The organism is Nonomuraea composti (assembly GCF_012034275.1).
In the GTDB taxonomy this organism is placed as follows: domain Bacteria; phylum Actinomycetota; class Actinomycetes; order Streptosporangiales; family Streptosporangiaceae; genus Nonomuraea; species Nonomuraea composti.
Genome location: NZ_JAATEP010000024.1, coordinates 62,632 through 78,203 on the forward strand (window position 1 = coordinate 62,632; position 15,572 = coordinate 78,203).

Annotated in this window: 13 protein-coding genes; 11 read left to right on the forward strand and 2 right to left on the reverse strand. The window is 72.3% G+C overall.

What is annotated here, in order from left to right:
• Positions 1 to 2: 2 nt before the first annotated feature.
• The 8 genes from HCN51_RS62460 to HCN51_RS30395 all read left to right on the forward strand — a co-directional run bounded on the left by HCN51_RS62460 (position 3) and on the right by HCN51_RS30395 (position 9,188).
• Entirely contained in the window at positions 3 to 3,995 is a 3,993-nt protein-coding gene (locus HCN51_RS62460) for a galactose-binding domain-containing protein (protein ID WP_168013978.1), read from the forward strand.
• Positions 3,996 to 4,055: 60 nt separating this feature from the next.
• A complete protein-coding gene (locus tag HCN51_RS30365; protein ID WP_168013980.1) occupies positions 4,056 to 6,095 on the forward strand; it encodes a sensor histidine kinase in 2,040 nt (679 codons plus the stop codon).
• A gap of 24 nt (positions 6,096 to 6,119) precedes the next feature.
• Positions 6,120 to 6,389 (forward strand): sulfurtransferase TusA family protein, encoded by a 270-nt coding sequence (locus HCN51_RS30370; protein ID WP_168013982.1) that lies wholly within the window; start codon positions 6,120 to 6,122, stop codon positions 6,387 to 6,389.
• 68 nt (positions 6,390 to 6,457) lie between these two features.
• Complete coding sequence (locus tag HCN51_RS30375) at positions 6,458 to 7,474, forward strand: substrate-binding domain-containing protein (protein ID WP_168013984.1); 1,017 nt, start codon at positions 6,458 to 6,460, stop codon at positions 7,472 to 7,474.
• 295 nt (positions 7,475 to 7,769) lie between these two features.
• Positions 7,770 to 8,216, forward strand: a complete 447-nt coding sequence (locus HCN51_RS30380; protein ID WP_168013986.1) for a YdeI/OmpD-associated family protein — start codon at positions 7,770 to 7,772, stop codon at positions 8,214 to 8,216.
• A gap of 50 nt (positions 8,217 to 8,266) precedes the next feature.
• Positions 8,267 to 8,584 carry a DUF3140 domain-containing protein gene (locus HCN51_RS30385; RefSeq protein ID WP_168013988.1) on the forward strand — a complete coding sequence of 106 codons (318 nt, stop codon included), beginning with the start codon at positions 8,267 to 8,269 and terminating at the stop codon, positions 8,582 to 8,584.
• A 3-nt stretch (positions 8,585 to 8,587) separates the two neighbouring features.
• Positions 8,588 to 8,938 (forward strand): nuclear transport factor 2 family protein, encoded by a 351-nt coding sequence (locus HCN51_RS30390; RefSeq protein WP_080044810.1) that lies wholly within the window; start codon positions 8,588 to 8,590, stop codon positions 8,936 to 8,938.
• Between the two features lie 37 nt (positions 8,939 to 8,975).
• Positions 8,976 to 9,188, forward strand: a complete 213-nt coding sequence (locus tag HCN51_RS30395) for a hypothetical protein (RefSeq protein ID WP_080044809.1) — start codon at positions 8,976 to 8,978, stop codon at positions 9,186 to 9,188.
• 64 nt (positions 9,189 to 9,252) lie between these two features.
• Here HCN51_RS30395 and HCN51_RS30400 read toward each other — a convergent pair whose 3' ends face one another.
• Together HCN51_RS30400 and HCN51_RS30405 are read right to left on the reverse strand one after the other, a co-directional pair.
• Entirely contained in the window at positions 9,253 to 9,447 is a 195-nt protein-coding gene (locus tag HCN51_RS30400) for a hypothetical protein (protein WP_168013989.1), read from the reverse strand.
• A gap of 59 nt (positions 9,448 to 9,506) precedes the next feature.
• The gene (locus HCN51_RS30405; RefSeq protein WP_168013991.1) at positions 9,507 to 10,109 is read right to left on the reverse strand and encodes a TetR family transcriptional regulator; all 603 of its coding nucleotides are present in this window, start codon (positions 10,107 to 10,109) and stop codon (positions 9,507 to 9,509) included.
• Positions 10,110 to 10,174: 65 nt separating this feature from the next.
• Here HCN51_RS30405 and HCN51_RS30410 point away from each other — a divergent pair, with 65 nt between their 5' ends.
• The 3 genes from HCN51_RS30410 (at position 10,175) to HCN51_RS30420 (ending at position 15,277) form a co-directional block, all read left to right on the forward strand.
• Positions 10,175 to 11,482, forward strand: coding sequence for an FAD-dependent oxidoreductase (locus tag HCN51_RS30410; protein ID WP_168013993.1), 1,308 nt, complete (start codon positions 10,175 to 10,177; stop codon positions 11,480 to 11,482).
• 38 nt (positions 11,483 to 11,520) lie between these two features.
• Positions 11,521 to 12,258: a hypothetical protein gene (locus HCN51_RS30415; RefSeq protein WP_168013995.1), complete on the forward strand. Its 738-nt coding sequence runs from the start codon at positions 11,521 to 11,523 to the stop codon at positions 12,256 to 12,258.
• 103 nt (positions 12,259 to 12,361) lie between these two features.
• Positions 12,362 to 15,277, forward strand: coding sequence for an AfsR/SARP family transcriptional regulator (locus tag HCN51_RS30420; RefSeq protein ID WP_168013997.1), 2,916 nt, complete (start codon positions 12,362 to 12,364; stop codon positions 15,275 to 15,277).
• Positions 15,278 to 15,572 lie beyond the last annotated feature (295 nt).

Below are 15,572 nucleotides of genomic sequence, written 5' to 3' on the forward strand. Positions count from 1 at the left end.
ACGTGCGTAAACCGCTGGTGTGCTTGGCCGTGTTAGCGCTCACAGCCTCGCTGGGCGTGGCCCCGTCCCACGCGGACGACACGCTCGGCCTGCCGGTCTTCACGGGCGACGACCCGGTGCCGGCCGAGCCCGTGAGCTACCACCCGCGCCGGATGATGGCCGAGATCTACAAGAAGGAGAAGGGCGGCGACTCGTACTGGATCGACCGCATGCTCGCCCGCCCCGGTGACGACCCGGCCGGGCCGTGGCTGATGACGCGCGGGCGGGCGCTGTTCATGAAGGAGCACGACCCGTCGGTGCTCGGTTTCGGCGGGTACGTGGCGTACTGGGAGAGCATCGACAACCGCGACGCGTACGAGATCTCGCTCGGCACCCCGCTCACCGAGGACGTCGGCAAGCGCCTGCAGATGCCCAGCCACTGGACCGGCCGGTACGCCGGCGACGGGCTCGCCGTCGGGGTCAGGAAGTTCATCACCCACGAGAACGTGGCCGTGACCACCCTGGAGATCACCAACACCGGGACGGAGCCGCGCACGGTACCCGTCACCGTCACCTCGCCGTACGCCAAGCAGGCCGACGGCGACCGCGAGCTGACCGGCACGGTGTGGGCGAAGAACAAGCTGACCACGATCTTCCCCCGGCTCAGCGGCGACGGGCTGAAGGTGTCGGACGGCACGCTCACGGGCTCGCTCACCGTCGAGCCGGGCAAGACCGTGCGGACCAAGGTGCAGATGGGCTTCGTCACCGAGGAGCTGCCGAGATCGCGCGCGGAGTACGACGGCTACAAGGGCCGCTCGCCCGAGCAGGCGCTGCGCCGCCAGCTCCAGGACTACAACGCCTGGTGGGCCGACAACCTGCCCTACATCGACGTGCCCGACGAGAACATCAAGAAGTTCGTCTACTACCGCTGGTGGCTGATGCGCTTCAACTTCCTCGACGCCGACATCCCGGGCAACGACTTCCAGTTCCCCACGTCGGTGGAGGGCGCGCTGGGCTACAACAACGCGATCGTGCTGACCGTGCCGATGTTCGTGCAGGACCTGAAGTACCTGCGCGACCCGATCTACTCGTACGGGCCGTGGGTGTCGGCGGGCGAGGTCTCGCGCGGCTCGAAGTACACCGACAACCCGGGCGACCCGGAGAACTGGTCGAACAGCTACACCCAGTACATCTCGGCCGCCGCGCTGGAGAGCTACCAGATCCACGGCGGGCAGCCGTCGATCCTGCGCAACCTGGCCCGGTACGCCGAGAAGGACGTGTACGGGCAGCTCGCCGCGTACGACTCCAACGACAACGGCGTCATCGAGTACGACTGGGAGGCGATGACCGGCAACGACGCCGACGCGGTGTCGTTCCACTACTACGACCGGGCCAACGAGCGGCTGGAAGGCGCCTACGTCTACGCCAACGCGATGGCGGCGGCGCAGGCGTACGAGCTGGCGGGCGACCGGGCGAAGGCCACGGAGCTGCGGGGCGTCGCGGACAAGGTGCGCAACGGCATCCTCTCCTTGTTGTGGGACGAGCAGGCCAAGCTGTTCAAGCACCGCGACCTGCAGACGGGCAACCTGATCCCGTGGAAGGAGTCCAACAACTACATCCCGTACGCCACCGGCCTCGTCCCCACCGATGACCCGAAATATCGGGAAGCGCTCCGGTTGTGGGCTGATCCTGCGGAATATCCGATCTTCCCGGCGTACACGGCCAACCAGAAGGACAAGGCGGAGGCCGCCGCCGCCGGCAACCCCGGCACCAACAACTTCTCCCAGATCAACTCCACCCGGAACTTCGCGCTGTTCTCCAAGGCGCTGCGCCAGTACGCCAGCCCGTACATCACCCCCGAGCAGTACAAGCAGCTCCTGTACTGGAACGCCTGGTCGCAGTACGTCGGCGGCGACACCCGCTACCCCGACGCCAACGAGTTCTGGGCCGACTGGGACCCGCGGAGCAAGACCATCGGCTACCGCTCCTGGATCCACCACACGATCCTCGGCAGCAGCAACTGGACCGTCATCGAGGACGTCATGGGCCTGCGCCCGCGCTCCGACGGCAAGGTCGAGCTGTGGCCGGTGGACATCGGCTGGGACCACTTCACCGTCAACGGCGTCGACTACCGGGGCGCCGACCTGACCATCGTCTGGGACAAGCCCGGCGACGGCACCCGGCACTACCCCGGCGTGCCCGAGGGGTACTCGATCCTCGTCGACGGCAAGCGCGAGGTCACGCTGTCCGGCCTCGCCCACGCGACCTGGGACCCGAGGACCGGCACGGTCGAGGGCGGCACGGTCGTGCACGCCGGGAAGGCCCCGTCGCTCAAGGCCCCCGCCGAGGTCGAGCTGACCGGCGACCGCGTCGAGGACCTGTTCCAGAAGGCCGGCGTGGACCTGCGCGCCGACCGCCCCAACCTGGTCACGTCCGCCACCGCCTCCCACGGCGACCCCGCCGGAGCGGTGGACGGCTCCACCATCAACGCCCCCATCTGGGACGCCAAGGGCTCCGGCAACGCCCAGGACTGGCTGGCCGTGGACCTCGGCTCGGCCCGCGAGGTCGACCAGGTCAAGCTGTACTTCTTCAACGACCGCAAGACGTACGGCGAGCCCGCCCTCTACTCGGTGCAGTACCTCGACGGCGACACCTGGAAGGACGTGCCGGACCAGGACAAGCGCCCCCGCTACCCGCGCGCGAACCTCAACGAGGTGCGCTTCCCCGCCGTCACCGCCCAGAAGCTGCGCGTCCTGGTCACGCACCGGCCCGGGTACGCGAGCGCGCTGAAGGAGGTGCAGGCGTACCGGTCGGGCGCCGAGGCCGGCCGCGTCACCAACCACGCGCCGTCGGTGGTGCCCGTCGTGGACCCGGCATTCACCCGGCCGGGGCAGGCCAGGGTCGAGGCCGTGGTCAAGGACGACGGCCTGCCCAAGGGCACGCTCAGCATGCAGTGGTCCAAGGCGGACGGGCCCGGCGAGGCGTACTTCACCGACCCGGCCGCACCCGCCACGGTGATCGCGTTCTCCGAGCCCGGGGCGTACACGCTGAAGCTGACCGCCACGGACGGCGCCAAGAGCACCACCGCCACCGTGCGCGTCACCGCCACCAGCCAGGCGGCCCAGGCGAACGTGGCCCCCAAGGCCACGCCCACCGCCTCCTACACCTCCCCGTGGGAGCGCGTCGGCGCGATCAACGACGGCATCGACCCGCCGCGCTCCAACGACGGCGCCAACCCGCGCTGGGGCACCTGGCCGCAGCAGGGCACGCAGTGGGTGCAGCTCGACTGGCCCGCGCCCGTCCAGGTGAACAAGGCGGAGGTGTACTTCTTCGACGACGGCGGCGGCGTGCGCGTGCCCGCCTCGTGGAAGATCCAGCAGTGGGACGGCGACTCCTTCGAGGACGTCACCGGCGTCCCGTCCTACCCCAAGGCCGTGGACGCCTACAACACCATCTCCTTCGACACCGTCACCACCTCCCGCCTGCGCGTGCAGCTCGAATCGGGCGGGGCGTCGGTCGGCCTGCTGGAGGTCAAGGTGTACGAGGTGCCGCCGGACGCGGTGCGCCCCGTCCACGTGCCCACCCTGGCCGGCACGCTGCCCAAGCTGCCCGCCACGGTCGAGACCCTGTACGCCGACGGCTCGCGCGGCCAGGCCGCCGTCACCTGGCAGCAGGTCACGCCGGAGCAGGTCAGGACCGGCGGCACCAGCTTCACCGTCACCGGCCTGGCCGAGGGCGTCCGCCAGCCGGCCCAGGCCACGGTGTACGTCCGCACCACCGGCGAGGTGACGATCACCTCGCTCGCCGAGGAGGCCGTCACCACCCGGGCCGGGGTCGCGCCGTCGCTGCCGAAGACGGTCGTGGCGACGTACAACGACGGCTCGAAGGACAGCTCAGTCGCCGTCACCTGGGAGGCCGTCGATCCCGCGAAGTACGCCCAGCCGGGCACGTTCACCGTGAGCGGCCAGGTGGCGGGCACGACGATCGCGGCGAAGGCCACCGTCACCGTCCGGTAGCGCCTATTCTGTCCTGGCCCCACCTGTTTCGCGGGGCCAGGACAGGAGCGGGACAGCACGATGGCCGAACTCGCCGGGAACAAGCCGAGACGCCTGACGGCCAGATTCGCCGTCGCGGCGGCCATGGCCGTGGCCTCACCGGTGCTCGGCCTGGCCGCGATCCTGATCTGGGCCGGGCTGACCGAGGAGTGGACGCCCATGCTGACCCTCAGCCCGCAGTCCGCCGTCACCTTCACCTTCCCCGCCGTCGGCGCGTTCCTCATCCACCACCGGCCCCGGCTCAACATGGCGTGGCTCATGTGCGTCGGCGGGTTCGCGGCGGCCGTCAGCGACGTGTCGAACGCGCTGATGTTCCGCGCCGCCTCGCACGGCGAGATGGCGCTGGCGGGGTGGTTGCGGGTGCCGACGCAGCTCGGGTGGGCGGTGTGCGGGCTGACGCTCACGATGGTGCTGCCGCTGTACTCGCCGGACGGCCGGCTGCCGTCGAAGCGGTGGCGGCCCGCCCTGTGGCTGGGCTGCGTCGCGATCGGGGCGGCGACCGTCCGATACGTGTTCAGGATGCCGCCCGCGCCCGGCACCACCCCGTTCCCCGCGATCATCCCGAACCCGCTGCAGATCCCGGCGCTGCACCCGTACATGGGTGTGATCACGACCGTGAGCTGGGCGGGCATCTACACCGCGATGGCGCTGGCCGCGCTGTCGCTGGCGGTGCGGATGCGGCGGGCCGACCCGGCGGGGCGGCGGCAGATCGGCTGGCCGCTGCTCGCGTTCGCCGGGTACATCTTCTTCCTGGTCCTGGGCGCGATCTGGCCGGTGTTCATGTGGCCGGCGATCGCGTGGGCGGCGGTGATCCCGTTCGCGGTGGCGTTCGCGGTGATGCGCTACCGGCTGTACGGGATCGACACCGTGATCAGCCGGGCGTTCGTGGCGGCCGGCGTGGTCGTCGTGGTCAGCCTCGTCTACTTCGGCGCGGGCACGCTGTCGAGCCTGGTCGTCTCCGGCTACGACCAGGTGGCCGGGGTCGCCGCCGCGTTGTTCGCGGGCGCGTTCTTCCAGCCGCTGCGGCGCGCGTTGCAGCGCGCCATGGACCGGCTCCTGTACGGCGCGGTCGGCGACCCCGGCCTGCTGGCCGAGCGGCTGACGCAGGCGGTGCGGGGCGCCGACCCGGCCAGGGCGCTGACCTCGGTGGTGAGCGTGCTGCGTGACGGGCTCGCGGTCGAGGGCGTGGCCGTGGAGGTGGCCGACGGCGAGCCCCGCTACGTGGAGAGCGGCCGGGTGGGGCCGGACGCGCGGGAGGTGCCGCTGGTCTGGCACGGGGCGCGGGTCGGCCGCCTGCTCGTCGGCCCGCCGGGGCCGCGCCGCTTCCCCGCCGCGCACAACGAGCGGGTGCTGGCCACGCTCACCCCGTACGCGGCGGACGTCGCGCACGCCGTCCGCATGGCCGCCGACCTGCAACGATCGCGCGAGCGCATCCTGACGGCCAGGGAGGAGGAGCGCCGCCGGCTGCGCCGCGACCTGCACGACGGCCTCGGCCAGACGCTCTCGGCGATGGCGATGACCATCAACATGGCCCGCCTCAGCCTCAAGAGCTCCCCGGAGGCCGCTGACGAGCTGCTGCGGGAGCTGCACGCCGGCATGAGCGCCGTGACCAGCGACATCCGCGAGCTGGTGTACGGCCTGCGCCCGCCCGCGCTCGACGACCTCGGGCTGGCCCGCGCGGTCCGCGACCTGGCGGCGCGCTCCTCGCCCGGCACCGAGGTCGAGGTGGAGGTCGAAGGGGACCTGGAGGACCTGCCCGCGGCCGTCGAGGTGGCCGTCTACCGCATCGTCCAGGAGGCGCTGACCAACATCGGCCGGCATGCCGAGGCGTCCAGGGCGCGGATCGTGCTCCAGCGGGAGGAGTCGGTGCTGCGCGTGCTCGTCGCCGACGACGGCAAGGGGCTGCCCGAGTCGCACCGCGCCGGCGTCGGGCTGGGCTCGATGCGCGAACGGGCCGCCGAGCTGGGCGGCATCTGCGTGGTGACCGGCGAGCCTGGGGTGGGCACCCGCGTCGAGGTCATGCTGCCGCTCCTGACGGCCGGGCCGCTGGCGCGGGCGTGAGGCGAGTGGTGGTTTCCTATACGCATGCCTGATCTCGTAGTCGACGGCGGCGACAAGCTCTGCGTGCAGTTGCTCATCGAGCTGCGGGCCCACGTGCGCGCCGCCGGGCCGGGCGCCGTCATCCACCTCATCGCCACCGACCCGGCCGCGCCGGTGGACCTGCCGGCGTGGTGCCACCTGACCGGGCACACCTACCTGGGGCCGGTGGAGGGGGCGGAGCGGCCGACGTACGCGCTGCGGGTGGCCGAGTCGGCGGCGGAGACACAGGAGTCGAAGCCGTGGCACGCGGCTTAAGCGGTTAATGACCGGGCCTCCTGCGTGGCCTAAAGTATGGAGGGTTATCCGGTTCAGAGAGGGACTCCGTGAAGAGACCGACGATCGCCGACATCGCCAGCCGGGCGGGAGTGTCCAAGGTGGCGGTCTCCTACGCGCTCAACGGGCAGCCGGGCGTGTCGGAGGCGACCCGGGCCCGGATCGTCGCCATCGCCGACGAGATCGGCTGGCGCCCCAACAGCGCCGCCCGCGCGCTCAACGGCGCCCGGGCCAACTGCGTGGGCCTCGCCCTGTGCCGGCCCGCGCGCATCCTCGGGGTCGAGCCGTTCTTCATGGAGCTGATCAGCGGCATCGAGGGGGTGCTGGCCGACCGCTCGTACGCGTTGCTGCTCCAGGTCGTCACCAGCCACCAGCAGGAGAGCGAGGTCTACCGCCACTGGTGGGGTGAGAGCCGCATCGACGGCGTGTTCCTCGTGGACCTGCACTACGACGACTCCCGCGTGGCCGAGCTGGAGCGGCTCGGCATGCCGGCCGTGGTCATCGGCCACCCCTCCCAGTCGGGCTCGCTGTCGGCCATCTGGTCGGAGGAGGGCGAGGCCGTGCGCGAGACCGTCGGCTACCTCGTCGCGCTCGGGCACCGCCGCCTCGCGCGGGTGGCCGGCCTGCCCGAGCTCGTGCACACGACCGTCCGGGACCAGGCGTTCACGCAGGCGTGCGAGGGCGTGGCCGAGCACGTCATCGTGCACACCGACTACACCGGCGAGGAGGGCGCGCGGGCCACCCGGCGGCTGCTCAGCTCGCCCGACCGGCCCACCGCGATCGTCTACGACAACGACATCATGGCCGTGGCGGGCCTGTCGGTGGCGCAGGAGATGCGGGTGGAGGTGCCGCGCGACCTGTCCATCGTGGCCTGGGACGACTCGCCGCTCGCCCAGGTGGTGCGGCCCCCGCTGACCGCGCTCACCCGTGACATCCCCGCCTACGGGGCCCATGCCGCGCAGCGCCTGCTCGCGCTGATCGCGGGCGAGGACGTGCCCCCGTACGAGGATCAGGCCGCCGTCCTCACGCCGCGCGGCAGCACCGGTCCCGCCCCGTCCGGCGGGTGACCAGCCCTTTCCTTTTGGCCCGCTCGGCACGTGTCACGGGCTGGGACCGCGGCTGGCAGACCGCCCGTCCGAGCCCGTGACACGTGCCGTCCCCTCCTCGCGGCAGTTTCCGTAGGGGAGCCGCCCCAGCGTCCCCCACGCCAAGGCGACTCCACTGATGAACGAGAGCGGAAGGGGCGCTCTTAGTACCTCCATACCTAAACGAGATCCGATATTCGATGAATCGTGACCCTAGGTGTTGACAACTTTTTTTGTCGGCACATAGTCTCCTCCCATCCGTCCTGGAGGGTTCGCGATGAGATTCCGCACCACGATCGAGCTGAACGGAAAGACCGCCACCGGTTTCGAGATCCCCGCCGAGACCGTCGAAGCGCTCGGCGGCGGCAGGCGGCCGGCCGTCAACGTCACGATCAACGACCACACCTACCGCAGCACCGTCGCCACCATGGACGGCCGCTTCATGGTGCCGCTCAGCGCCGAGAACCGGCAGGGCTCCGGCGTGGCGGCGGGTGACGAGGTCGAGGTGGAGGTCACACTGGACACCGCACCTCGCGAGGTGACGGTGCCCGGCGACCTGGCCGCGGCACTCGACGCGGCACCCGAGGCCAAGCGGTTCTTCGAGAGCCTGTCGTACTCACGCAAGAGGTGGCACGTGCTGAACGTCGAGGGCGCCAAGAAGCCCGAGACCCGGCGGCGGCGCGTCGCCGACACGGTGGCCAGGCTCGCCGAGGGCGTGGCATGACCTGGGCGTGACGGGTGCGTAACAGGGGAGCTGACGGGTAGGCGGGCGATATGACTGAGGGTTTCGACACCGACATGTTGTGGGACGAGTTCCATCGGGCGGTCAACATGAACTCCGAGGAGCTGCGGTCATACCTGCTCGCCGACGCCTCCGACGAGGACGGCTTCCCGCCCGACCCCGACCTCGGCATCGACGAGCTGGGGCGCGGCGTGCTGCACGTCCTGAGCAAGCGGAAGGGCGACCTCACCAAGGCCGATCTCGACGTCATGCGCCAGGTCGTGGAGCTGGTCGAGACTCTGGGCGACCGCACGGACGACGAGTCGCGGCGCGAGCTCATGTCCGTGGGCCACGACCCGCTGAGAGGATGACCCATGGTCCAGCCGCATCCGTGGATCGAGGGCTACGTACGCGCGTGGAACTCCAATGATCCCGACGACATCGCCGCCCTGTTCACCGAGAACGCCGTCTACTACACCGAGCCCTACAGCTCGCCGTGGCAGGGGCGCGACGACATCGTGCGCGAGTGGCTGGGCCGCCAGGACAAGCCTGGTGAGGCCACGTTCGAGTGGCATCCGGTGTGCGTGACCGAGGACGTGAGCGTCATCCAAGGGGTCACGACATATCCGGATAAAACGTACAGCAACCTCTGGGTGATACGGTTCGCTCCCGATGGGCGATGCCGGGAATTCACCGAATGGTGGATGCGGCACGATGCCAAATGATGCAATGGGCCGAACCGTCTTCACCCGAGGAGATCCGTTGAGAGACAACCTCGACCTCGCCGCGAGCGCCCAGGAACTGGCCGACGCCGCCCCGACGGGATCGATCGACCGCGCCGCCGCCTCGTCCGTGGCCATCACCCTGGCCACCACCCGCGACATCGACGACGCCCGCCAGACCCTCGACGGGGTCTCCCCGGAGGAGGTCCGCCAAGCGGCCCTGGCCCTGTTCGACCGCCTCTCGACCCAGTAGGCCCCTCGAAGGTGTGACCCAGCGGGCCCGCCCCACGGCCGGCCCGCCACCCGGGCACGGCCCTTCACGCGTCCGGCGGCGGCTCTCGGCGTGCGGCACACCTCGACGTCTTGTTCGGGCTCCAGTCGCGCTCCTCGCGCATCGCCCGCACGGCCCTGCCCCGCTCGTAGGCCAGGCGGCTCGCCTCGTATGCCTCGGCCGCCCCGGGCTCGGCCATGCGGCGATCTCGCAGTTCCCGCCAGTCCCCTTGCTCGCTCATTCGTGCTTCTCCCCTTGCCAGGCGGTGTGCCGGAGCGCTCGGGCACACCGCCGCGGCACTCAACCGCGCGCCCCGCGCCCCAGATGTGCCACCAGTTTGTCGATCTCGTGGGCGTACCGCTCGGCGAACTCCGGTGATTCCGGGTCCTCGCCCCACACGGCCCGTACGAGCTGCGGGAACGTGAGGCCGGCGGCCGTGATCGAGAACAGCGCCACCAGCACCGCGCCCGGGTCGAGGTCGGCGGGGAACTCGCCGTCCTCCTGCCGTTGGCGCAGGTGTTCCAGGTCGCGGCGGACGTCGGCCACGAAGGCCGGGTCCGGGGGGCCGGTCTCGGTGAGGCTCTGCCAGAGCATCAGGCGGCCGTAGTCGCGGCGGGCGGAGTTGGCGCGTACGTAGTCGGCGGCCAGCTTGCCGAGGGAGGCGGAGCGGTCGGCGAAGGTGCTCTCCTCGGCCTGCCAGCGCGTGTTCAGTGCCTGGTAGAGGCCCTCCTTGCCGCCGAAGTAGTAGGAGATGAGCTGCTTGTTCACCCCTGCGCGGGCGGCGATCTCGCCGACCCGGGCGCCCGCGAAGCCCTTGGCCGCGAACTCCTCCAGTGCCGCCTGAAGGATGCGGGCCTTGGTGCGCTCGGGGTCGCGCTGCTTCTCCTCCGGTTCACGTCTCATGGCCGGAAGCTTATCAACCATCCGGATGGTTGACACATTCAGACGGATGGTTGATAGTGAGGGACATGACGACGACGAAGGACATCGCGATCATCGGGGGCGGCATCGGCGGGCTCTGCCTGGCGCAAGGGCTGGTCAAAGCGGGCATGAAGGTGACCGTCTACGAGCGGGACCGCACCCCGTCCGACCGGCTGCAGGGCTACCGCGTGCACATCGACCCCAACGGCGCCCGCGCCCTGCACGACTGCCTGCCCCCCGAGCTGTGGCGGGCGTTCCTCGACACCACCGGCCGCGGCGGGCAGGACTTCGGGTTCCTGACCGAGCAGCTCAGGACGCTGACCGTGATCCGCAACCCCAAGGCCGCCGACCGGGCCGACGACCACCACTCGGTCAGCCGCATCACGCTCAGGCAGGTGCTGCTGTCGGGGCTCGACGAGCACGTGCGGTTCGGCAAGACGTACGAGAGGTACGAGCGGCTGCCCGACGGGCGCACCCGGCTCTTCTTCGCCGACGGCACGAGCGCGACCGCGGACATCGTGGTCGGCGCCGACGGCGGCAACTCGCGCGTGCGGCAGCAGTACCTGCCGCACGCGCGGCGCGTGGACACCGGGATCGTCACGGTCGCGGGGAAGTACCCGCTGACGCCGGAGACGCGCGCGCTGCTGGCGCCCCGGCTGGTGGACGGGCCCAACAGCATCATCCCGCCCAAGGGCATGGGCTTCTTCACCGCCCCGCACGACCTGGACGACGACTTCCCCACGACCCGCGACTTCACCGGCACCGGCACCGGCACCGGCGTGACCGGAGGTCCCCACCGCATCGGCGTGACCGAGCAGGAAGGCGTGCTGATGGACAACACCAGCAGCTACCTGCTCTGGGCGTTCGGCGCCGCCGCCGGACGGTTCCCCGCCGGCCTGGCGAGCATGACGGGCGAGCAGCTCAAGGCGACCGTGACGGGCATGATCCGGGGCTGGCACCGCGACCTGCTGACGATGGTCGGCCTCTCCCCCGCCGAGGCGGTCACGCTGCTGCCGATCCGTACCTCGATCCCGATCGGGCCGTGGCAGCCCACCCCGATCACCCTGCTCGGCGACGCCATCCACAGCATGACCCCGATGGCCGGCATCGGCGCGAACACCGCGCTGCGCGACGCCCGCCTCCTGTGCGCGGAGCTCACCGGCGGCGGCGACCCGGTGGAGGCCATCGGCCGTTACGAGGAGCGGATGCGCGAGTACGGCTTCGCCGCCGTCCGCGGCTCGCTGCGCGCGGCCAGGCAGTTCGTCGGGGAGAGCCGGGCGGCGCGGATCGGGTTCAAGACGTTCCTGCGCGGCGTGGAGCGGATCCCCCCGCTGAAGGCCAAGGTGTTCTCCTGACGGTTGCGCGCGGCGACCGGGGCGAACACTGTGGAGGCATGCCAGGCGTCGACACCCTGGACGGCCTGCTGCGGGCCGTCGCCGAATTCCGTACGGACGACTACGAGCTGCCGGTCGAGAAGGCCGCGCTCGACCGGGCCAGGCGCTCGCTGGAGGAGACGGGGCTGCTGCTGCTCGGCGAGGTGCACGGCGTCAGGGAGAACCCGCTGGTCATCCTCGGCCTCATGCGGGCACTCGACCTGACCCACCTCGCCCTCGAATGGCCGGAGGACCTGAAGCCGCAGCTCGACGTCTACCTGGCCGACGGCACGGGCCTGGACCATCCGCTGTGGTGGCTCGGCGACGGGCGCGTCACCGCGGGCCACTTCGCGATGCTGAAGGCGGTGCCGGAGCTGTCGGTGACGCTGTTCGACGGGGGGATGTTCACCGGCGACTGGTCCCAGCGGGACGCGCTGAGGGCCGAGCGGGTGCTGTCGGCGCGCATCGAGCCCGCGCTGGTGGTGGCGGGCAACGCCCACACGCTCACCTCGCCGACCGAGCTGGGGCTGCCGATGGGCGCGTGCCTGGCCAGCGCGCGGCCGGCGCTCAAGAGCGTGCGGATCCAGTACGGCAGCGGCAGCTTCTACACCATCGAGCCGCGGCTGACCAAGGGGTCCGCGGCCGTGGCGGGGCTGTACACGGTGGACGAGGAGCTGTTCGTGGGGCTGCCCGAGTTCGGCGAGGCCACGGTGCCGCACCTGCCCTTCGAGCTGCTGCGCGACCGGCTCGGCTCCTGAGCGCGTTGCCCGTACTGTTGACTCGGCGCGCGGTCGTGACGGGCCTTCGCGTCGTGTCCTCGCGGATGCGGGCCGGCACGGCGGGGTTCGGCGGGAGGGGTGGATGCGGGTCGGGATTCTGGGGCCGCTGCGGGTGGCCGGCGGCGAGGTCGGCGGGGCGCGGGTACGCGCGCTGCTGGTGCGGCTGGCGCTCGACCCCGGCCGGGTGGTGACCGCCGGCCGCCTGATCGACGACCTGTGGCCGGACGACCCGCCCGCGCATCCGATGGCGGCGCTGCAGTCGCTGGTGTCGAGGGCCCGCAGGGAGGCGCCGGGGCTGATCGGCTCGCATCCCGCCGGTTACCTGCTCGACGTGCCGCCGGGTGAGGTGGACGCGCGGGCGTTCGAGCGGCTGGTGCGGGAGGGCGACGTACGGGCGGCGCTGGCGTTGTGGCGTGGGCCGGCGCTGGCGGACGCGGCCGGGCTGCCGTTCGCGGCGGGACCGGCGGCGCGGCTCGAAGAGCTGCGGCTGACGGCGCTGGCCGCCCGCATCGCCTCCGACCTCGACACGAACGGTGGCAGCGGGCAGGCGGTCGAGCGGGAGGAGCGGGCGGCCGAGCTGGCGCTGGTGGCCGAGCTGGAGGGGCTGGTCGCGGCACATCCGCTGCGTGAGCCGTTCCACGCGCTGCTCATGCGGGCCCTGACCGCGCGCGGGCGGCGGGGCGAGGCGCTGGCGCTCTTCGAGCGGATCAGGGCGGCGCTCGCGGACGAGCTGGGCGCGGACCCCGGCCCCGAGCTGCGGCAGGCCCACCTGGAGGCGCTGCGGGAGCCGGCGGAGCGGCAGGCGCCGAGGAACAACCTGCCCGCGCGGCTCACCAGGTTCGTGGGCCGGGCGGACGACCTCCGGCGAGTCGGGGCGGCGCTGGCCGAGTCGAGACTGGTGACGCTCGTCGGGCCGGGCGGCGCGGGCAAGACGCGGCTGGCGGTGGAGGTGGCGGCCGGGCTGGCGGTGCGCGACGGGGTGTGGCTGGTGGAGCTGGCCCCGGCGGCGAGCGTACGGGCGGCGGTGGAGGACGTGCTCAAGGCCACCGGCCTGATGGAGGGGATGTTCGGGGCGCGGAGCCTGGGGGCGGCGCTGCGCGGCACCGCGCCCGTGATCGTGCTGGACAACTGCGAGCACGTGGTCGAGGAGGCCGCGCGGGTGGCGCGGGAGCTGCTGTCGGAGGTCGCGGGCCTGCGCGTGCTGGCCACCAGCAGGGAGCCGCTCGACATCCCCGGCGAGCGCCTGCACCAGGTGCTGCCGCTGCCCGAGGAGCCGGCCGCCGAGCTGTTCATGGACCGGGCCGCTGCCGCGAGGCCGGACCTGGTGGTGACGCGGGCGGAGGCGGAGCGGGTCTGCCGCGAGCTGGACGGCATCCCGCTGGCCATCGAGCTGGCCGCCGCGCGCCTGCGCACGATGCCGATGTCGGTGCTGGTCGAGCAGCTCGGCGACCGGCTGGCCTTCCGTGGCGGGCGCACCTCGGAGCCGCGCCACCGCACGTTGCGCGCGGTCATCGACTGGAGCTGGAACCTGCTGTCCGAGCGCGAGCGGGAGCTGCTGCGCGGCCTCACGGTGTTCTCGGGCGGCGCCACGTACGAGGCCGTCGCCCGCGTCTGCGGCGGCGACCCGGACCTGCTGTCCTCGCTGGTGGACAAGTCGCTCATCGCGGTCACCGGCGACCGCTACACGATGCTGGAGACCATCAGGCAGTACGCCGCCGCCGACCTGCCCGAGGTGCGCCGGGCCCACGCCCGCTACTACACGGAGCTGGCCGAGGCCGCCGAGCCGCACCTGCGCACCGGGGCGCAGCTCGCCTGGCTGGCGGTCCTGGACGCCGAGCGCGACAACCTGGACGCGGCGCTGCGCCACACCGACGACCCGCTCCGGCTCGTCCTGTCGCGCTTCTGGCCGTGGATCGTGCGCGGCCGGTGGCGGGAGGCGGCCGAGCAGGCGGCGGCGGTGCTGGCCAGGGTGGGCGAGATGGCACCGCCGGGGCGGGAGCTGGCGCATGGCCTGTGCGTGGCGCTCACCGGCGGCGGAATCAGCCCGGCGGTGCGCGCGTCCGACCATCCGGCGGCGCTCAACGCGTTCGTGCTGGGCAGCAGCATGGCGCCGCCGGGCGAGGCGGTGGAGCTGGCGGAGCGGGCGCTGGCTCGGCTGCGCGAGCATCCCGACCTGTGGACGCGGTCGGCGGCGCTGCTGGCGGCGGGGGTGACGCGGTTCGAGTACGGCGCGGTGGCGGGCGCGGAAGACCTGCTGGAGCCGGCGCTGGCCGGGTTCCGCGAGACCGGCGACCGGTGGGGGCAGTGGGCGGCGCTCTACTGGCTGTCGCTGGTCGCGGAGAACCGGGGCGACTTCGCCACCGCCGCCGCGCTCGGTGAGGAGCCCGAGCGGCTGGCGGCCGAGCTGTCCGGGCTGGAGACGCCGCTGGGGCCGATGACGTTCCTGCTGCGGCTCGGGCAGCTCAAGGGCCGGGCCGGCGATCACGCCGGGGCGGCGGAGGCGCTGGAGCGGGCGTGGGCGGCGGCCACCCGCGTGCAGGATCCGGACATGATGGCCCGGGTGCTGCACGCCAGGGCCGAGCTGGCGCGGCGCGGCGGCGACCCGGGCGAGGCGGCGCGGCTGCTGGAGCGGGCCATGGCGCTCGGGGTGGAGGCGACCGCGCAGTTCGGGGCGTTGCTGCGGGTGGAGCTGGCCAGGGTGAGCCGCGACCCGGCCGGGCCGCTGCGCCGGGCGCTGGAGCTGATGGCGGGCTGCTCCGACCGGACCGTGCGGGCGGCCGTGCTGGAGGGGGTGGCCGAGCACCTGGCGCCGCTGCCGGCGGCCGAGTTGCTGGGGGCGGCGCGGGCGCTGCGCGGGATCACCGAGTCCGCCGACCCCCACGTCAACGGGCTGATCGGCAGGTGCGCGCAGGCGCTCGGGGCCGAGGAGTGCCGGGCGGCGCTGGCCCGCGGCGCGACACTCCCCGACCCCGAGAAGCACGCGCTGGAATGCCTGTGACGGTGGCTCTTCGAGGCTTCAGGCGGTGGAACAGCTCGACCCGGGCTGATTCTTCCCCGCCGTGCAACCGCTCGGCGGAGCCCTCGACACCCCAGGTCGCGGCCACCACCTCACGGATCTCGGAGCTGAAAGGCGTGCAGGCGTAGATCACACCGCCAGGGTAGGCGCTTCCTGTTTGGCGGCGGATGCGCCAAGGTTAGGGCAACTTGCACCGTGAGGTAAGGAGAGCAGTGGCCAGTCCTGGCACCATCGACACTCGAGGCAGTGACTTCGCCCGACTAGCCCATCGTATTGC